Consider the following 17,574-nt stretch of genomic DNA (forward strand, 5'->3'; position numbering starts at 1 on the left):
GACTCTCGACCAGCAGGCTCGGGCGCTTGAGGTCATAGTCGCGGCGCACGACCGTGCTGGTGCGGGTGCCGGTACGAATGCTGAAACGGCTGACCACCGGATGCTCGGCCACCATGCCGGAGTCCTGCCGATAGGGCGTGGCGCCAAGCTTGGGTAAAAACACCTGGTCATCGGTGAAGACCAGCAGATGCCCGTCCGCCGAGTGCTGGTGATGCCAGGCGATACCGTCCTCGGCGCACAGTCGCTGGATGAACTCCAGATCGGATTCGCCGTACTGGGTGCAGTAATCACGGGGCGGATTCGCCGCGACATGAAAGCTGAAGGCATCCGCTTGAATGCCATGCCCCTTGAGCACCTGCGCGATGATCTGCGGCACCGTACGCTGCTGGAAAATCCGCTGATCACGACTGAACTGCAAGTAGTGCAGCGCCGGCACCAGTGTCAGGTGGTAGCGGGTCAGACGCTTGCCCGACTCACCCGCCAACACATCCTCGATATGCCCGTGAATGCCTTCGCCGTTGTGGCCAAACTGCAGAAACGCGGGCCGGGCAAGCAAGCTTTCCAGATCGAAATCCGGGTGTTCGCTGACCAGTTCAATGTGAATGCCGTAGAGGGTGCTGATCGCTTCGGTGCCGCTGAAGGCCAGGACCTTGAAGTCGTGGCGGATCGCAGGAATCTGCAACACGAAATGCGCCGCATTGGCCGACCGGAACATACGCTTATCCTTAAGCAAAGAGGAAAAGAGCGCGATGTCCAAACCGTCCGTGGTTCGTGCTCGCGAGAATTGGCGGGCACGCTATCAAGGGAAGGCAGTGATTTTATGTAAGGCGCTTCGTCAGTCTTCGTAGGAACAGTCGCTAAATAGGAACAACTGCATTGATCCGCTCCGCACATCAATCCATGCCAACTATGCAATTAACAAATCGATCCCTGCGCGCCACTATCCGCCCCAATAAAAACCGTGCGCCGCCTCCCCGTCGCGCACGTCATAAAAGCGGTGGAGTACTTTTCTATGACAGCCTCAATCCCACACGGCGGCTCGCGGGCCGGCGCCATTTTCCGGGTGACCTCGGGTAACTTCCTCGAACAGTTCGACTTCTTTCTGTTCGGCTTCTACGCCACGCAGATCGCGGCGGTGTTCTTCCCGGCGAGCAGTGAGTTCGCCTCTCTGATGATGACTTTTGCAGTGTTCGGCGCAGGCTTTTTGATGCGTCCGCTGGGGGCTATCGTGCTCGGCGCGTACATCGATGACGTCGGTCGGCGCAAAGGTCTGATCGTCACCCTGTCGATCATGGCCAGCGGCACGATCCTGATTGTGCTGGTGCCCGGATATGAAACCATCGGCCTGTTTGCCCCGGCGCTGGTGTTGATCGGGCGGCTGTTGCAAGGCTTCTCCGCGGGTGCGGAACTGGGCGGGGTTTCGGTGTATCTCTCGGAGATCGCCACGCCCGGTCGCAAAGGCTTTTTCACCGCCTGGCAGTCGGCCAGTCAGCAGGTGGCCATCGTCGTCGCCGCTGCGCTGGGTTATGGCTTGAACCAGTGGATGGCACCGCAAGCGGTCGCCGATTGGGGCTGGCGGATTCCGTTTTTCGTCGGCTGCATGATCGTCCCGTTCATCTTCTTTCTGCGACGCAATCTGGCGGAAACCGAAGAGTTCGCCGCTCGTAAACATCGTCCGAGCATGAAGGAAGTGTTCCGCACCCTCGGTCAGAACTGGGGCGTAGTGCTGGGCGGGATGCTGATGGTTGCCCTGACCACCACCGCGTTTTACCTGATCACCGTGTACGCACCGACCTTCGGTAAAACCGTGCTGCACCTGAGCACCTCCGATGCGTTGCTGGTGACACTGCTGGTGGGCGTTTCCAACTTTTTCTGGCTGCCGATTGGCGGCGCGTTGTCCGATCGTGTCGGGCGCCGTCCGGTGCTGATCGCCATGGCGTTGCTGGCCCTGGCCACCACGTATCCGGCGCTGTCGTATCTGGTGCAGGCGCCAAGCTTCAGCCATATGCTGCTGTCGCTGTTGTGGCTGTCGTTTATCTACGGCCTGTACAACGGCGCGATGATTCCGGCCCTGACCGAAATCATGCCGGTAGAAGTGCGCGTGGCCGGTTTCTCCCTGGCCTATAGCCTCGCCACCGCCGTGTTCGGCGGATTCACGCCAGCGATGTCGACCTTCCTGATCCAGTACACCGGCGACAAAGCCGCTCCGGGTTACTGGATGAGCATCGGCGCGCTCTGCGCACTGGGTGCGACGCTGTATCTGTATCGCCGCGCCGGCGGTCGTCTGCAACCTGCTACTGCCTGAGAACATCACCATGAAAAAACTGTTTACCGTTACAGCCCTGCTCGCCGGTCTTGCGTTCAACGTTGCGGCCCAGGCCGAAGAGTTGCGGGTCATGACCTCCGGCGGTTTTACCGCTGCCTACAAGATCCTCGGGCCGAAATTCGCCGCTGCCACCGGCAACACCCTGGACACCCAACTCGGCCCGTCGATGGGCAAGGCACCGGAGGCAATCCCCAATCGCCTTGCCCGTGGCGAAAAGGCCGACGTGGTGATCATGGTCGGCTACGCCCTCGATGATCTGATCAAGCAAGGCAAGGTCGACCCGGCGTCGCGGGTAGAACTGGCAGATTCGCGAATCGGCCTGGTGGTGCGCGAAGGTGCGCCAAAACCGGACATCAGCAATGTCGATGCCCTGAAGAAAACCCTGCTGGATGCAAAATCGGTGGCCTACTCCGACAGCGCCAGCGGCGTGTACATCGAGCAGCAGTTGTTCAAGAAACTCGGTATCGAAGATCAGCTGAAACCGAAGGCGAAGATGATCCCGAAAATCCCTGTGGGCTCGGTGGTCGCCACGGGCGACTATCAACTGGGCTTCCAGCAGGTCAGTGAGTTGCTGCCGGTGCCAGGGGTGAGTTTTGTGGCGAAGATTCCGGAGTCGGTGCAGTCGGTAACACGATTTGCAGCAGGGATTCCGGTGGGTGCGCAGCATCCAGAGGAAGCGAAAGCCTTGCTCGCTTATCTGGCCGCGCCTGCCGCCCAGCCTGACGTTCAGGCCACCGGGCTGGACTCGGTCAAGCGCTGACCGTCGGCGGCTGGACTTTCATTTCCACCACCAGCCGCTCCAGTTCCAATGCCGCCGGGGTCAGCGTACGGCCCCGGCGTTTGATGATGCCGACGCTGCGCATCACTTGTGGTTCGGTCAGCGGCACCCGCGTCAGGATCGGATGATCCGCCGCCGGCATCGCCATCAACGGCACCGCCGCCACGCCCAGCCCCGCTTCCACCAGACCGATCATGGTCGTCACATGCCGCGTCTCGCAGATGCTCGGGCGTTGCGGCACCACTTTGGCCAAAGCCTGATCCAGCAGAAAACGGTTGCCCGAGGTCTTGTCGAGCGAGATGTAATCCTGCCGGTAGAACTCGTCCCAGGTCACGCTGCTGCGCCCGGCCAGCGGATGATCGCGGCGACAGGCGACCACGTAGCTCTCCTGCACCAGCGGCTCGAAATCCACGCCCGCCTCCTGAGTGCCCATGAAACTCAGACCGAAATCCGCCTCGCCATTGACCACCGCGCTCAGCACGTCGTGGGCGCTGGAATCGAGGACTTTGACTTTGATGCGCGGGAACTGCCGGTGATAGCGGGCGACCACGCTCGGCATGAAGTAATACGCCGCCGACGGCACGCAGGCGACAGTCACGTGGCCCTGCCGGTTCGAGGCGACTTCACTGATGCCGAGCAACGCGACGTCCAGATCGTCGAGCAAACGTTCGACGCTGGGCATGAAACCGCGTCCGGCCTGGGTCAGGCTGACCTTGCGCGTGGTGCGTTCGAACAGCTTCACGCCGAGGGCGTCTTCGAGCTTTTCGATGCGTCGGCTCAGGGCCGGTTGCGACAGGCGCACGGTGTCGGCGGCCTTGCGGAAACTGCCCTGCTCGACCACCGCGCGAAAGGCTTGCAGGTCGTTGAGGTCGAAGTTGATGGCCATGGAAAACTCTGGAGGATTGATTCGCTGAGGCTATAAATGTAACCAATTGATGCAAATTATTACACAAGCACATCTGCTCAAGCCGGGCATGCGGTAGATCTGCCATTGTTGCAACCTTTATCCTTGTCGCCCCCGCCGTACCGCGTTACTGGAGTTCCGCTCATGCCCCATGAAGGCAATCTGTTACAAGCCGCCGTCGTTTTTCTGCTGGCCGCCGTGCTTACCGTTCCCCTGGCCAAGCGCCTGCAACTAGGCGCAGTGCTCGGCTATCTGTTTGCCGGGGTGATCATCGGCCCGTCGGTGCTGGGCCTGATCGGCAATCCGCAAAGCGTCAGCCATATCTCGGAACTGGGCGTGGTTTTGCTGTTGTTCATCATCGGTCTGGAGCTGTCGCCGCGACGTTTGTGGGTGATGCGCAAATCGGTATTCGGCGTGGGTCTGGCGCAGGTGCTGCTGACCGGTTCGGTGATTGGTGTGCTGGCGTTGCTGGTGTTCGGCCAGCCGCTGAACAGCGCGATTGTCTTGGGCCTGGGTCTGGCGCTGTCGTCCACCGCGTTCGGCTTGCAAAGCCTGGCGGAGCGCAAGGAACTGACCAGCCCGCACGGACGGCTGGCGTTTGCGATTCTGCTGTTCCAGGACATCGCCGCGATCCCGCTGATCGCGCTGGTGCCGATGCTTGCGGGCGTCGATCACCACACCAGCACTGCCGACGATGTGCGCCACAGTTTGCAGGTGCTCGGCAGCATCGCCGTGGTGGTGATCGGCGGGCGTTATCTGTTGCGTCCGGTGTTTCGCGTGGTGGCGAAATCCGGTCTGCCGGAAGTCTCCACCGCCACTGCGTTGCTGGTGGTGATCGGCACCGCGTGGCTGATGGACATGGTCGGCGTGTCGATGGCGTTGGGCGCGTTTCTTGCCGGATTGCTGCTGGCGGATTCGGAATATCGCCATGAGCTGGAAGCGCAGATCGAGCCGTTCAAGGGCCTGCTGCTGGGGCTGTTTTTCATCAGCGTCGGCATGGGCGCCAACCTCGGTCTGCTGCTCAGCGCGCCGATCACGGTGCTGGGGCTGACGCTGCTGCTGATCGCCTTGAAGTTGCCGTTGCTGTTTGTGGTCGGGCGTCTGGCCGGTGGGTTGAACAAGGTCAGCGCGATTCGCCTCGGCATCGTGCTGGCGGCGGGCGGTGAATTCGCCTTTGTGGTGTTCAAGATCGGTCGCGATCAGGGCCTGTTCGAACCGCGTCTGTACGACCTGCTGGTGCTGACCATCACCCTGTCGATGGCGGTCACACCGTTGTTGCTGCTGGTCTGCGCACGGTTGGTCAGCCCGAAAGTGCAGCCGGTAGAAGTGCCGGAGAAATTCCGCCAGATCGAAACCGAAACCCCACGTGTCGTGATCGCCGGCATGGGCCGGATGGGTCAGATCGTGGCGCGGATCCTGCGGGCGCAGAACATCAAGTTCGTGGCGTTGGATACGTCGGTGGAAACCATCGAACTGTCCCGCAGTTTCGGTGGTGTGCCGGTGTTCTACGGTGACCCGATGCGCCCGGAAATCCTCAACGCGGCCAAGGTTGGTGAGGCGGAATATTTCGTGATTGCCACGGACGATCCGGAAACCAACATCAAGACTGCCGAAATCGTGCGCAAGCTCTACCCGCACATGAAAATCATCGCCCGGGCGCGTAACCGGCAGCATGTTCATCGGTTGGTGGATGTCGGTGCCGATCCGATCCGGGAGACTTATTACTCGAGTCTGGAAATGAGCCGCCGCACGTTGGTTGGCCTTGGCTTGACTCAAGCCCAGGCCGATGCACGGATCAAGCGCTTCAAGCACCATGACGAACAGGTGCTCGAGGCTCAACACGCGGTGTACGACGACGCGGCCAAAGTCCTGCAGACCGCCCAGGAAGCGCGGGCGGAACTGGCCCGGTTGTTCGAGTCGGATCAACTGGAAGAACAATCGGGCAAGCCCTGACGTTTTCAGAGTTGATCGTTCCCACGCTCCGCGTGGGAATGCAGCCCGGGACGCTCCGCGTCCGTTCCGGAGCTGGAACGCGGAGCGTCCCTTGAGGCATTCCCACGCAGAGCGTGGGAACGATCAGGTGGGAAACTCCCACAGGTTCAGGCCATCTCCAGCTCCCTCTCTTCTTTGGCCGGCGCCACTTCAAACCGATCCGCCAGAAACGGCGTGATGTCCAGCGGCAGCGGTTCATCGTTGACCAGTTTGTCCAGCAACACTCCGGTAATCGCCGACGTCAGCACGCCGGTGCGGAAATGCCCGCAGGCATTGAGATAACCCTCCACTCCGGCCATCGGCCCGAGAATCGGCAACTCGTCCGGCGAGCTCGGCCGCAGCCCGGCCCAGGTGCGCTTGAGGTTGATGTCCGCCAGTTCCGGCAGACAACGCACCGCGCCCTGCACCAGCCCGGCGATTTCCGGCCAGGTCGTGGTGACGTCAAAGCCCTTGTCCTCGGTGGTACTGCCGATGAGGATTTCGCCGTTGTCCTTCTGCGCCATGTAGCAATCGCTGGTGGTCAGGCAACCGTTGAGGATTTTCGGCAGGCGTTCGGTCAGCAGGATCTGACCTTTCACCGGTTTCACCGGAATGCGGATGCCGGTCGCCCATTCGCTCAAGTCTGCAGCCCAGGCACCCGCGGCGTTGATCAGGGTCTTGCAGTGGAACACCCCGGCTTCGGCCGTCTGTACGCCAGTCACCCGCCGACCGTGGTGCAGCACGCCGGTGATGTTGGTGTTGACGAACATGGCCACGCCATTCTGCCGGGCGCCTTCGGTGTAGGCGTCGGCCAGGCGGAACGGGCTGACCTGATGGTCGCAGAGAAACTCCAGCGCACCGCGCGCTTCATGGCTGACACTCGGCTCGGACTCGCGCAATGCAGCCTGATCGAGCCAGCGCACCTGATCGGCCAGATGCGGGATGCAGCCGACGATGTGCTCGGCGTACAACCGGTCTTCATCGTCATAAATGACGAATTTGAGCCCGGTCTTTTCGAACTTGAAATCCATTCCGTGATTGTCTTTCAGCTCACGGTGCAGCGCCGGGTACAGCGCGTTGGACTGCAAGGCAAAATCGAAGAACGACGGCGGCAGGATGTGCGGCGTGCTGGAGTCCACCGCCACCGCCGCGCCCTGGGTTTCGCGCTTGCGGTTGGCCGACATCATGCGGAAGAAAATCACCCCGCAGCCCAGCCCCACCGACTCGCCAATCGCCCACAGGCCGCCGGCCGAAGCGCGGGTCGCGTTGCCCGGACGCTTGGCGTCGATCAACGCGACCTTGAGGTCTTTGCGCTTGGACAACTGATAGGCGATGGACGCGCCGATCACACCGCCGCCGGCGATGACCACGTCATAGAACTTACTCATGGGAAACGGCCTCCGTGCCGAGGGACTGGAACGCGGAAAAAGGAATCGGATCGATCGGGAAACGCGGTCGCAGCCAGCCGACATCCTTGCGCCCGGTGGCCTGACGCAAGCGGTCGCTGCAATAACCGACGCACATCCGCCCCTGACAATCGCCCATGCTCACGCGGGTGCGCATTTTCAGGCTGGCGATGTCTTGTACGCCCTGCTCCAGGGCGCGGTCGATGTCGGCGCGGGTCGCATGTTCGCAGCGGCAGATCACCGTGTCGGCGGCCGGCAATGCGGTCTGCCCGACACCGCGTTCGGTGTAGCGATCCACCGCCGCGCGGAAACGCACGATGGCTTTGAGTTTGCCCAGATAACGGTCGCGACGGACTCGCGCCAGTTCCTCCTCCAGCACACCGCGTTGCAGCAGGATCGAGGTTGCCGCGATCTTGCCGGCCAGCATCGCCGCTTCGCCGCCGCGAATACCGCCCATGTCACCGGCCAGATGCACATGGGGCTCGCTGCTTTGCTGCCAGATGTTGGCATTGGCGCGCAGGTAGCCGTCGTCGCTGAAGCCGTGATCCAGGCCCATCTGCTGACTCAGCTGCGTACGCGGAATGAAGCCGTAGCCGACCGCCAGCGTCTTCGCTTCGAAGCGTTCGACGCGGCTCATGTCCGGCTCCCACGTTGCCGAGTACGGCGCCACGCTGACGCTTTTCAGTTCGCCTTCGCCGTGCGCTTGGACCACGCCCCAGCCGTAGTTCATCGGGATGCCGTGCAGTTTCAGATAAGCGAGCATGCTCAAGCCATCGAGGAACAGCTGCGGCTTGTTCAGCAGTGCCAGACTTTCCTTGGCGATCTTGCCGAATGCGCAGGCCTCGTAGACACCCGCCACACTCACGCCCGACGCATGCAACTGGGTCGCCACCAGTGGCAACAGCGGCCCGGTGCCGGCAATCACCACCGGCCCCTGCGGTTTGACCACGCCGCTTTTGATCTGCAATTGCAGACCGCCGAGCATGATCACACCGGGCAAGGTCCAGCCAGGAAACGGCACGCTGCGCTCGTGGCAACCGGCGGCCAGCAGCAACTGCGGGTATTGGATTTCGTGCAAACGCTCGTCGCCGTCCAGCACCACCAGCGAGCGCGTGCCTTCGGCGCCGACCACGCGGTGGTTGAGACGCACGTCGATCAGCCCGGACTGCTCCTGAAAATCACCGTGCAATTTGCCCAGCGCCTCGGAATAACGCGGCCCCAGATAATCGAGCTGCACCCCGTCACGCAGCGGCCCGCGATAGACCACGCCGCCAAGACGCGAAGCTTCTTCAAGCAAGGTGCAGCGCACCCCGTGCAGGGCCAGTTCGATGGCCGCAGCCATTCCCGCCGGACCACCGCCGACGATCACCGGATGCAGGCTCATAGCACCTCCTGCCCGTGAATACGGTTGGCCTGGGTTTCGATCAGCATGCCCTCGCGCACCACGGTCTGGCAGGCGCGGCGCTTGTGCCGGCCATTGATTCTCACCAGGCAGCACTGGCACACGCCCATGCCGCAATAGGCACCGCTGATCTGGTTGTGATCGTTGCGCGCGACCTGGCGCACGCCGAGGGACTGAATGACGCTGAGCACGGTTTCGCCAATGGCGGCGGTGACCGGCTGGCCGTTGATGTGGACAGTCATATCCGCCTGCGTCAAAGGCTGGATATCGAAGGTTCTTTCTAGGCAGTGCATTGCAATGATCATCCGTGAAAAGGTTCAGGTGAGGTTGAAACAGCTCCTTGCTGCACTACACCTCGCCGGCTCGTGGGGGTTATCGCTCTCTATCGGGCCGGCAGGTTATTCCTGCTCGCGCAGCAAAGTGCGCGCAAGCAATGTAGTCGATCCAGCGGCAAGGGCCTGGAAATTTCACGGTAGGGGATATTGCGCCGACGAATATTGATCCACGCCATGGAAATGACTGGTCGGTTCTGCGCCTTCGGCCCGCGCAGACAGCAAAAAGCCGCTTCAACCCGAAGGTGGAAGCGGCCAAGGCATATGCCTCAAGTAATCAGTGCACGAACAGGGCGATCAGGATGATGATCGGGATTGGAACGCCGAGGAAAAACAGCAGTAGTGAGCGCATGGTGGTTCTCCTTGATTAACGGACTGGCGGCAGCGTGGTCGTGGTGTAGGTTTCGACTTCGACGTACTCGACCGCATCCCGGCGGCGACCGCCGAAGGTGGCCGAGAGACTGGCGAAGAACGCACCGGCCAGCAGCGCGATGAACATCCACAACGAAGTCCAGGCAGCGACTTTGGCGGCGGTGTCGGCAGCTTGTTGCGCTTTAACCTTGGCGTCGGCGATTGCCTTCTGGGTGCGGGCGTAGATTTCATCGACCCGACGTTCGGCGTCGGCCTGGGTCAGGTTGGTACGCTGGGCGACCAGTTGGGCGAGGTAGCTACGGTCTTCGGCGCTGAGCTGACCGTTGGCCAGGCTCTGGGCGAAGATCCGGGTCACGGTGCCACGGGCGGCGTCATCGCTGACGGCGGCGGGACGATCGTCGCGGAACAGGCTGTCGACGAAGTAGCCGTACTGATCGCTGTCAGTGTTGGACGCTGCGGTGCCGGCTGCTTGGGTCATCGCACTGGCTGCGCCACCGGCAACGCTTGCACCGGCCTGCACACCGCCGCTGACGATGCTGCTGACCGAACCGACCACCAGCGTCGCGGTAACCAGCGTTGCTACGCACCAGGCGAGGAAGCCATGGGCGGTGTCGCGAAAGTACACTTCGTCACCGTGCATGTTGGCCCATTTCACCCGCAGGCGACCGGCGATGTAGCCACCCAGTCCCGAAGCGATGATTTGTGTGGCGGCCAGCCAGATGATGGTTGAAATGCCCAGGCCCTTGGCACTGACGCCCTCACCGGCCCAGGGTGAAACGGCGGAGAAGCCCAGACCGAAACCCAACAGCACCAGAATCAGCGACAGTGCCGCTGCAGCGGCAGCCCCTGCGAAAATCGCGCCCCAGGACACCCCTGAGACGTTGCTCGACTCTCCTTCGTAGGCAGGATAAAACCCATCAGAGGATCTATTCATTGTTGTAGTGCTCCAGGCATGAAAAATGGTGTTACAACTCGTCATCAGAGGAATTGCAGTGACCGTGCCAGTCGCCAACATTAAATAATTCGTTTTAATTCAATCAGTTAAAAATTATGAACTTCCCAGGACCATGCAATTTGCAACAACGGGTCGATATCAGCGGGTTTTATGCATTGGCACAAAAGCCGCGCCATCGCGTTTCTATCCGCTAAAACATGAAAGTTAATTTAAAGCGCCAGCGCAAAATCTTGGCAAAATGCTGCCATTGCGTTTGAACAGACCAGCAGGCCCACCATGACTCGCATCCTGACCATCGAAGACGACGCCGTGACCGCCCGGGAAATTGTCGCCGAACTGAGCAGCCACGGCCTCGACGTGGACTGGGTCGACAACGGCCGTGAAGGCCTGGACCGCGCCGTCAGCGGCAACTACGACCTGATCACCCTTGACCGCATGCTGCCGGAACTCGATGGCCTGGCCATCGTCACCACCCTGCGCACCATGGGCGTGGCCACACCGATCCTGATGATCAGCGCCCTCTCCGACGTCGACGAGCGCGTGCGCGGCTTGCGCGCCGGTGGCGATGACTACCTGACCAAACCGTTCGCCACCGATGAAATGGCCGCCCGGGTTGAAGTGTTGCTGCGCCGGCAGAACAGCAACGGCGCCCAACCGACCACCTTGCAGGTGGCGGATCTGCAACTCGACCTGATCAGCCACGAAGCCCGTCGCGCCGAACAGGTGCTGACGCTGCTGCCGACCGAGTACAAACTGCTGGAGTTTCTGATGCGCAACAGCGGCCAGATCCTGTCGCGGATGATGATTTTCGAGGAAGTCTGGGGCTATCACTTCGATCCCGGCACCAACCTGATCGACGTGCACATCGGCCGCCTGCGCAAGAAGATCGACCCGCCGGGCAATGTCCCGCTGATCCGCACAGTGCGAGGCTCGGGTTATGTCATTGCCGAACCCGTCTGACGGTTGGCGCTCCTCCAGCAGCCGCTTGCTGGCGCTGTACAGTTCGTTGTTCGTGGCGTGGAGTGCGATCCTGATGGGGGTCATGTACTTCGAGGTTTCCGGTTATCTCGACAACCTCGCCAAGCATTCGCTGATGCAACGTCAGCATCTGTTTTCGCACTTTCGCGGCGATCAACTGGAAGACGCGCTCGCCGCCAGCATGACCTTCGACATTCGCGGCATCGACGCCTATGGCCTGTTTGACGCCCAGCACCGCTACCTCGGCGGCGCGTTGCAGAAGATCCCCGAGGGGCTGCCGCTGGACGGCAAGATCCACATGCTCAGCGAATGCGCCGACTCCGACGATCCGACCCTGCCCAATGACAGTTGCGACGCGGTCGCCACCCCGACCCGCGACGGCCGCTGGCTGGTGCTGCTGCGGGACAACGGTTCGCTGTTCGCGGTGACGAAAATCATTCTGCATGCGTTGTTCTGGGGCGTATCGCTGACGATTGTGCCGGGGATCATCGGCTGGCATTTGCTGCGTCGGCGGCCGCTGCGGCGGATTCGGGCGATCCAGGCCAGCGCCCAGTCGATTGTCGCCGGCGACCTGACTCATCGTTTGCCGCTGTCCAATCGCCGCGATGAGCTGGACATGCTCGCCGCCATCGTCAACGCCATGCTCGATCGCATCGAGCGCCTGATGAATGAAGTCAAAGGCGTGTGCGACAACATCGCCCATGACCTGCGCACCCCGCTGACCCGTTTGCGGGCGCAGTTGTATCGCATGCAGCAACAGGCCGGCGAAGGCTCGCCGGAAGCGGCGCAACTGGATCTGGTGCTGGCCGAGGCCGATACGCTGATGGCACGGTTTCGCGGGTTGCTGAGAATTTCGGAACTTGAGGATCGTCAGCGGCGCTCGGGGTTTGTCGAGCTTGATCCGGTGTTGTTGTTGCAGGAACTGCACGAATTCTATCTGCCGCTGGCCGAAGACGACGAGCTGCGTTTCGAACTGAACATGCCAGAAACCCTGCCCATGCTGAACGGTGACCGGGCGTTGCTGTTTGAAGCCCTGGCGAACCTGTTGAGCAACTCGATCAAGTTCACCCCGGCCGGTGGTACGGTGGTGTTGCGCGGGGTCAATGATGCGGGGCATACGCGGATCGAAGTGCATGACTCCGGCCCCGGCATTCCCGAATCCGAGCGGGAAGCGGTGTTCCAGCGTTTCTACCGCGCCGAGGGCGGGCAACTGCAAAATGGTTTTGGCCTGGGGCTGTCGATCGTCGCGGCGATCGTCAACCTGCACGGGTTCAGCCTTGAGGTGGGACGCAGCGATCTGGGCGGGGCGAAGCTGGTGCTGGATTGTCGGCAAAGTCTGATTTCACAGGCTTGACCTTCATAGATCGTTCCCACGCTCTGCGTGGGAATGCAGCCCGGGACGCTCCGCGTCCCTTCCAGAGCTGGAACGCGGAGCGTCCCTTGAGGCATTCCCACGCAGAGCGTGGGAACGATCATCACGGGTTATGTTGGGTAGTTGGCGCGCAGCGCTTCGAGCCCGCCCTGATAGACGCCGCTGAACAACGCCACCACTTCCTCATCGCTCACGCCCTTGGCCGTGAAGCGCCCCGACCACGTCACCCGCGCGCCCTGCCCCTGTGCTTCAACACGAATCGTCGCCAGATAATCGGTGGCCGGAAACGGTGCCTGCAGAATCGAATAGCTGTAGGTTTTGCCCGCGTTATCGAACGTCTCCAGACGCTCGACCACCACCGCGCCGTCAGCAGTTTGCAAAGTGCGCACGCGCCCGCCTTCGCTCAGTTCGCTGTTGAGAATGAACGGCAGCCAGTCCGGCAAGGTGTTGAAGCCGCCAATCAATTGCCAGACCTGATCGGCCGAAGCCGGGATGTCGATCGTTGCCGATGCTGTTGCCATAAATGAAAAGTCTCTCTCAATGAATTCAGATAGTCAGGCTGTCGACCACGCCGCCGTCGACCCGCAACGCGGCGCCGGTGGTGGCCGAGGACAGCGGTGAAGCGATGTAGGTGACCAGGTGCGCGACCTCTTCGACATCCGCCACACGCTGGATGATCGAGCTCGGACGGGCCCTTCGAACAAACGCGTCTGCCTCGTCCCGCAGGCTGCGGCCGGACTCGGCGGCGGCATCCTTGAGCATTTCCTCGACTCCGTCGGTCAAGGTCGGCCCGGGCAGGATCGCGTTGACCGTCACCCCGGTGCCCGCCAGGCGTTTGGCCAGGCCATGGGACACCGCGAGGTTGGCGCTTTTGGTCACGCCGTAGTTGATCATGTCGGCCGGGGTAGCCACGCCGGATTCCGAAGACAGGAAAATCACCCGGCCCCAGCCCTGCTCGACCATCGCCGGTACGTAATGCCGCGACAGGCGCACGCCGGAGATCACGTTGATTTCATAAAAGCGCGTCCACTCATCGTCCGGCGCGTCGAAAAAATCCACGGCGTTGTAAATCCCGAGATTGTTCACCAGGATGTCGGCTTTCGGTTCGGCGGCGAACAGTTTCTGCGCGCCTTCGGCCGTGCCCAGATCCGCCGTCAGACCGCGCAGTTGCGCGCCCGGCACCTTGTCGCGAATGCTTGCCAGCGCCTGCTCGACCTTGGCCGCGTCGCGACCGATCACCACCACCGTAGCGCCTGCCTCGGCCAGCGACTGGCTGATGCCCAAACCGATGCCCGCCGTGCTGCCGCTGACAATCGCCAGTTTTCCGCTCAGATCGATCTTCATGCTTTCACCTCATCAATGGGTAATGGTGCACGTCAGGACACCCGTTTCGCTTCACGCATGGCCTGCCAGAAACCGGCCGGACCGGCCAGCGAGAATTGTAGTGCAGTCGCCTTGATATCGACGCCATGGATTGCGGCGATGTGGATTTCGAGTGTGGGGAATTGAAGTGGGCGGTGGAGCTGGACGGAGCCGGCGGTCAACGTGCAATCCCTGAGCGCTCAAATCCCCATCCGCGCCCACTCCCCCAACCGTTGCGCACTGATACTCACCCCCGAGCCGCACGTTTGCTGGTTTCCCAACTTCAGCCAGATGCGCCGGGATGCGGTCGACAGACTTGGATGGACGATCAGCGGCGTGCGGATGTACAGCATGGCGGACTCCCGAAGCGGCGAATCGGATGATCGGAAGGTCTCAGCCTGGAGTTTGGTCCACGGCCCTGCCAGCGGTTAAACGCCGGGGATCGTGCCGGGATCTACACTGAACGGAACAGCTGTGAGGTGCCTATGAAAATGTCAGCGCAAATGACCGTGGTCGCAGTGCTCGCCACCCTCGCCTATCTGGGCCTGGCTATGTGGGGCATCGGTGGCGTGGCGGTGTTTTTTTCTCACGGGGCGCTGGTCGTGGTGGCGCTGGCCACGCTGGCCATGGTGGTGGCGTCGCTGTTCACGGAAGTGAACCTGAGCACCGGCGAACGCGAGGATCGGGCCAATCGCTGGGTGATTCCGGCGTTCGCCGTGATCGGTCTGGTCAGTGCCGTTCTGCCGGCTTACTGCGACCGCATCGGTTTCTGGACCATCGGCCGCGAAGGCACCCGCTGGTTGGGAGCGTTGCTGTTCATTGTCGGTGGCGTGTTGCGCTTGTGGCCGGTGTTTGTACTCGGCCATCGGTTCAGCGGGCTGGTGGCGATTCAGCCGGGGCATCGGCTGGTGACCGAGGGCATTTATCGGCACCTGCGCAACCCCAGTTATCTGGGGCTGGTGATCAATGCGATCGGCTGGGCGCTGGCGTTTCGCTCGGTTGTCGGCCTGTTGCTGGCTGCGCTGACGCTGATCCCGCTGATCGCCCGCATCCACTCCGAAGAGGCCTTGCTGCGCACGCAGTTCGGCGCCGAATACGACGCCTATTGCGCGCGCAGCTGGCGCTTGGTGCCCGGTGTTTATTGAGGTTGCAGGCGCAACTGGCCGTCGCTGTCGATGTTCAGCGTGAGGTCGCGGTAGCTGGCGATGGTCGCGTGGGCGGTTTCAAGCGGATGCTGGTGAGTCGTGGTGATGATCATCAACAGCGCACCGGCGGCTTCAGCGGCTTGAATACCGACGGTGGCGTCTTCGAAGATCAGGCAGTCCGCCGGTTCCAGGCCCATACGCTCGGCCGCCAGCCGATAACCGGCCGGATCAGGTTTGCCAGCGGTCACGTCCTCGGCGGTGATCATCACCGTCGGCTCAGGAATCCCTGCCGCCGCCATCCGCCGCAACGCCAGTTCCCGAGGCGCCGACGTCACCATGGCCCAGCGATCCGCCGGCAACGACTTGAGAAACGCCGCCGCACCGGGGATTTCGACAATGCCTTCGACGTCTTCGATTTCCGCCTCGGTGATGAACGCCGCTTGCGCCTCGGCGTCCACGCCCGGCAGGTTCAAACGCGTGATGGTGTCGATGGCGCGCGCTCCGTGGATAGTCGGCAAGAACGTGTCGACGTCCACCCCGTGGCGCACGGCCCAGGCGGACCAGATTCGCTCGGCAGCGGCAATGGAGTTGAGGACGGTGCCGTCCATGTCGAACAGGAACGCGCCGAACGCGCGATTGAAAACAGCATCGTGAGCAGACAAAAGATCACTTCCTCGCAAGGGGCCGGGCAACGATGCCCGGCAATGTAGCACCTGCGAGACGCTTCAGTGCAGCCGCGGCGCCTTGGATTTGAACGCACCGTCGACGCAATCGAGCAACTGCCCGATGGCCCAGGGCTTTTTGATGAACGCCACCGGATGCTTCACGCCCGAGGTTTCCGGTGTTTCATAGCCGGACATGACCATCACCGGTTTGTCCGGCCAGCGATCACCGACCAGATTGGCCAGGTCGGCGCCGTTAAGCGTGCCGGGCATAGTGATATCGGTCAGCAACAGCGCGACTTCCGGCGCGTGCTCCTCCAGGTATTGCGACGCCGCATCGGCGCTGGTCTGCGGCTCCACCTTGAAACCTTCCTCCTGAAGAATTTCGCACAGAAACTCCAGAATCAACGGATCGTCTTCCACTACCAGAATCAACCCGTCAGGAAGGTGCGCGCTCGACGACGGAACTGGACACATGAACTGGCACTCCCTGAACAACATGAACATTTTCAGCGGATTGAACCCGCTGCTTATCTGGTATGAGCGACACCTTGTACAGAAATTCATTTTAGATACAGGTCTTTTCGATAACGTCGGTCGGCAAGCCCTCGTCACGGCCTGTTTGTGGTTAAAATGCCCACCCTTTTGCTGGCCGATTCCGATTGATGAACCCTCAAGCCCTCGCCACTCTTCACACCCATCTGCTCACGGCGCTGACGTCGGCACCGACCGAAACCCGGCGCCTGTTCCATGGGCGCGGACGTTGCTGGCCGGGGCTGGAGCAAGTCACCGTGGACTGGCTGCAGGGCGTGGTGCTGGTGTCGCTGTTCAAGGAGCCCGAGGCTTCGCAGCTGGAAGACCTTAAACGTCTGTTGCTGGAGATCACCGGTTCAGAGCAATGGCAGCAATCCGGCGCCCATACTTTGTTGATCCAGCACCGTTACTTGCCGCAAAGCACCGCCGAATGGCTGCTGGGGGACGAGATCGACGAAATGACCATCGCCGAGGGCGGGTTGAAATACCGCGTGGACCTGGGCCGCAAGCAGAACGCCGGGCTGTTCCTCGACATGCGTTATGGCCGCAACTGGGTGCGCGAACAAGCGGCGGGCAAACGGGTGCTGAACCTGTTCGCCTACACCTGCGGCTTCTCGGTGGCGGCCATCGAGGGCGGCGCCAGCCATGTAGTCAACCTCGACATGTCCCGCGCCGCCCTGAGCCGGGGCCGCGACAATCACCGGTTGAACGGGCATGACCTGAGCAAGGTGAGTTTCCTGGGCCATGACCTGTTCAAATCCTGGGGCAAGGTCATCAACAGCGGCCCGTACGATTTGGTGATCATCGACCCGCCGTCGTTCCAGAAAGGCAGTTTTCTGCTGACCAAGGATTACCGGCGTGTGCTGCGTCGTCTGCCGGAACTGCTCACCGCGCAAGGCACGGTGCTGGCGTGCATGAACGATCCTTCGTTCGGTTCGGACTTCCTGATCGACGGCGTAACCCAGGAAGCGCCAAGCCTGCGCTTCGAGCAAAGGTTGGAGAATCCGCCGGAGTTTCCCGATGTCGATCCTGAAAGCGGCCTGAAGGCGCTGCTGTTCAAGCAGATCGGCTGACC

At 61.8% G+C, this 17,574-nt stretch carries 17 protein-coding genes and 2 pseudogenes; 7 read left to right on the forward strand and 12 right to left on the reverse strand.

Annotated features, from left to right (window positions below):
• On the reverse strand, positions 1 to 715 hold a 715-nt coding region (gene tssI / locus CAF73_RS15760; protein ID WP_139834845.1), incomplete at its 3' end, for a type VI secretion system tip protein TssI/VgrG.
• Positions 716 to 1,012: 297 nt separating this feature from the next.
• On the opposite strand from tssI, the gene CAF73_RS15765 reads away from it, so the two are divergent.
• Positions 1,013 to 2,305, forward strand: a complete 1,293-nt coding sequence (locus CAF73_RS15765) for an MFS transporter (RefSeq protein WP_085687499.1) — start codon at positions 1,013 to 1,015, stop codon at positions 2,303 to 2,305.
• A gap of 10 nt (positions 2,306 to 2,315) precedes the next feature.
• Entirely contained in the window at positions 2,316 to 3,086 is a 771-nt protein-coding gene (locus CAF73_RS15770; protein WP_085687497.1) for a substrate-binding domain-containing protein, read from the forward strand.
• On the opposite strand, the gene CAF73_RS15775 is transcribed toward CAF73_RS15770, so the two are convergent.
• Complete coding sequence (locus CAF73_RS15775; protein ID WP_064597602.1) at positions 3,076 to 3,990, reverse strand: LysR family transcriptional regulator; 915 nt, start codon at positions 3,988 to 3,990, stop codon at positions 3,076 to 3,078. The genes CAF73_RS15770 and CAF73_RS15775 overlap by 11 nt on opposite strands.
• A gap of 162 nt (positions 3,991 to 4,152) precedes the next feature.
• Here CAF73_RS15775 and CAF73_RS15780 point away from each other — a divergent pair, with 162 nt between their 5' ends.
• Positions 4,153 to 5,961 carry a monovalent cation:proton antiporter-2 (CPA2) family protein gene (locus CAF73_RS15780; protein WP_085703198.1) on the forward strand — a complete coding sequence of 603 codons (1,809 nt, stop codon included), beginning with the start codon at positions 4,153 to 4,155 and terminating at the stop codon, positions 5,959 to 5,961.
• 146 nt (positions 5,962 to 6,107) lie between these two features.
• Here CAF73_RS15780 and hcnC read toward each other — a convergent pair whose 3' ends face one another.
• The 4 genes from hcnC to CAF73_RS15800 form a co-directional block, all read right to left on the reverse strand.
• Positions 6,108 to 7,367, reverse strand: a complete 1,260-nt coding sequence (gene hcnC, locus CAF73_RS15785) for a cyanide-forming glycine dehydrogenase subunit HcnC (RefSeq protein WP_085703199.1) — start codon at positions 7,365 to 7,367, stop codon at positions 6,108 to 6,110.
• Entirely contained in the window at positions 7,360 to 8,769 is a 1,410-nt protein-coding gene (hcnB, locus tag CAF73_RS15790; protein ID WP_085703200.1) for a cyanide-forming glycine dehydrogenase subunit HcnB, read from the reverse strand. The genes hcnC and hcnB overlap by 8 nt, the downstream gene beginning before the upstream one ends.
• Positions 8,766 to 9,080: a cyanide-forming glycine dehydrogenase subunit HcnA gene (gene hcnA / locus CAF73_RS15795; protein WP_085703309.1), complete on the reverse strand. Its 315-nt coding sequence runs from the start codon at positions 9,078 to 9,080 to the stop codon at positions 8,766 to 8,768. Before hcnA ends, hcnB begins: the two co-directional genes overlap by 4 nt.
• A gap of 406 nt (positions 9,081 to 9,486) precedes the next feature.
• Positions 9,487 to 10,425 carry a hypothetical protein gene (locus CAF73_RS15800; protein ID WP_085703201.1) on the reverse strand — a complete coding sequence of 313 codons (939 nt, stop codon included), beginning with the start codon at positions 10,423 to 10,425 and terminating at the stop codon, positions 9,487 to 9,489.
• 297 nt (positions 10,426 to 10,722) lie between these two features.
• On the opposite strand from CAF73_RS15800, the gene CAF73_RS15805 reads away from it, so the two are divergent.
• Entirely contained in the window at positions 10,723 to 11,406 is a 684-nt protein-coding gene (locus tag CAF73_RS15805; RefSeq protein WP_007952956.1) for a response regulator transcription factor, read from the forward strand.
• Complete coding sequence (locus tag CAF73_RS15810) at positions 11,384 to 12,778, forward strand: HAMP domain-containing sensor histidine kinase (RefSeq protein ID WP_085699238.1); 1,395 nt, start codon at positions 11,384 to 11,386, stop codon at positions 12,776 to 12,778. Before CAF73_RS15805 ends, CAF73_RS15810 begins: the two co-directional genes overlap by 23 nt.
• 128 nt (positions 12,779 to 12,906) lie before the next feature.
• On the opposite strand, the gene CAF73_RS15815 is transcribed toward CAF73_RS15810, so the two are convergent.
• The 4 genes and pseudogenes from CAF73_RS15815 to CAF73_RS29855 all read right to left on the reverse strand — a co-directional run.
• On the reverse strand, positions 12,907 to 13,317 hold the full coding sequence (locus CAF73_RS15815; RefSeq protein WP_085703202.1) for an SRPBCC family protein: 411 nt from the start codon (positions 13,315 to 13,317) through the stop codon (positions 12,907 to 12,909).
• Between the two features lie 25 nt (positions 13,318 to 13,342).
• The gene (locus tag CAF73_RS15820; protein ID WP_085703203.1) at positions 13,343 to 14,140 is read right to left on the reverse strand and encodes an SDR family NAD(P)-dependent oxidoreductase; all 798 of its coding nucleotides are present in this window, start codon (positions 14,138 to 14,140) and stop codon (positions 13,343 to 13,345) included.
• Between the two features lie 32 nt (positions 14,141 to 14,172).
• A pseudogene (locus CAF73_RS29850) lies at positions 14,173 to 14,280 on the reverse strand (aldo/keto reductase); the annotation flags it as partial.
• Between the two features lie 132 nt (positions 14,281 to 14,412).
• A pseudogene (locus CAF73_RS29855) lies at positions 14,413 to 14,511 on the reverse strand (pyridoxal-5'-phosphate-dependent protein subunit beta); the annotation flags it as partial.
• 132 nt (positions 14,512 to 14,643) lie between these two features.
• Between CAF73_RS29855 and CAF73_RS15825 the strand changes: the two are divergent.
• On the forward strand, positions 14,644 to 15,303 hold the full coding sequence (locus CAF73_RS15825) for an isoprenylcysteine carboxylmethyltransferase family protein (protein ID WP_085703204.1): 660 nt from the start codon (positions 14,644 to 14,646) through the stop codon (positions 15,301 to 15,303).
• On the opposite strand, the gene CAF73_RS15830 is transcribed toward CAF73_RS15825, so the two are convergent.
• The gene (locus CAF73_RS15830) at positions 15,297 to 15,965 is read right to left on the reverse strand and encodes an HAD family hydrolase (RefSeq protein ID WP_085703205.1); all 669 of its coding nucleotides are present in this window, start codon (positions 15,963 to 15,965) and stop codon (positions 15,297 to 15,299) included. The two genes, CAF73_RS15825 and CAF73_RS15830, sit on opposite strands and share 7 nt — an antisense overlap.
• Before the next feature lie 63 nt (positions 15,966 to 16,028).
• A complete protein-coding gene (locus CAF73_RS15835; RefSeq protein ID WP_085699232.1) occupies positions 16,029 to 16,442 on the reverse strand; it encodes a response regulator in 414 nt (137 codons plus the stop codon).
• Positions 16,443 to 16,630: 188 nt separating this feature from the next.
• On the opposite strand from CAF73_RS15835, the gene CAF73_RS15840 reads away from it, so the two are divergent.
• Entirely contained in the window at positions 16,631 to 17,572 is a 942-nt protein-coding gene (locus CAF73_RS15840) for a class I SAM-dependent methyltransferase (RefSeq protein ID WP_085703206.1), read from the forward strand.
• Positions 17,573 to 17,574 lie beyond the last annotated feature (2 nt).

This window comes from Pseudomonas sp. B15(2017), assembly GCF_002113215.1.
Lineage (GTDB): Bacteria > Pseudomonadota > Gammaproteobacteria > Pseudomonadales > Pseudomonadaceae > Aquipseudomonas.

Excerpts from the sequence above, each read along its gene's own strand:
- hcnC (WP_085703199.1), bottom strand. The coding sequence starts at position 7,367 with ATGAGTAAGTTCTATGACGTGGTCATCGCCGGCGGCGGTGTGATCGGC.
- CAF73_RS15835 (WP_085699232.1), bottom strand. The coding sequence starts at position 16,442 with ATGTGTCCAGTTCCGTCGTCGAGCGCGCACCTTCCTGACGGGTTGATT.
- CAF73_RS15765 (WP_085687499.1), top strand. The coding sequence starts at position 1,013 with ATGACAGCCTCAATCCCACACGGCGGCTCGCGGGCCGGCGCCATTTTC.
- hcnA (WP_085703309.1), bottom strand. The coding sequence starts at position 9,080 with ATGCACTGCCTAGAAAGAACCTTCGATATCCAGCCTTTGACGCAGGCG.
- CAF73_RS15780 (WP_085703198.1), top strand. The coding sequence starts at position 4,153 with ATGCCCCATGAAGGCAATCTGTTACAAGCCGCCGTCGTTTTTCTGCTG.
- CAF73_RS15805 (WP_007952956.1), top strand. The coding sequence starts at position 10,723 with ATGACTCGCATCCTGACCATCGAAGACGACGCCGTGACCGCCCGGGAA.
- CAF73_RS15820 (WP_085703203.1), bottom strand. The coding sequence starts at position 14,140 with ATGAAGATCGATCTGAGCGGAAAACTGGCGATTGTCAGCGGCAGCACG.
- hcnB (WP_085703200.1), bottom strand. The coding sequence starts at position 8,769 with ATGAGCCTGCATCCGGTGATCGTCGGCGGTGGTCCGGCGGGAATGGCT.
- CAF73_RS15775 (WP_064597602.1), bottom strand. The coding sequence starts at position 3,990 with ATGGCCATCAACTTCGACCTCAACGACCTGCAAGCCTTTCGCGCGGTG.
- CAF73_RS15840 (WP_085703206.1), top strand. The coding sequence starts at position 16,631 with ATGAACCCTCAAGCCCTCGCCACTCTTCACACCCATCTGCTCACGGCG.
- CAF73_RS15810 (WP_085699238.1), top strand. The coding sequence starts at position 11,384 with ATGTCATTGCCGAACCCGTCTGACGGTTGGCGCTCCTCCAGCAGCCGC.
- CAF73_RS15825 (WP_085703204.1), top strand. The coding sequence starts at position 14,644 with ATGAAAATGTCAGCGCAAATGACCGTGGTCGCAGTGCTCGCCACCCTC.
- CAF73_RS15770 (WP_085687497.1), top strand. The coding sequence starts at position 2,316 with ATGAAAAAACTGTTTACCGTTACAGCCCTGCTCGCCGGTCTTGCGTTC.
- CAF73_RS15815 (WP_085703202.1), bottom strand. The coding sequence starts at position 13,317 with ATGGCAACAGCATCGGCAACGATCGACATCCCGGCTTCGGCCGATCAG.
- CAF73_RS15800 (WP_085703201.1), bottom strand. The coding sequence starts at position 10,425 with ATGAATAGATCCTCTGATGGGTTTTATCCTGCCTACGAAGGAGAGTCG.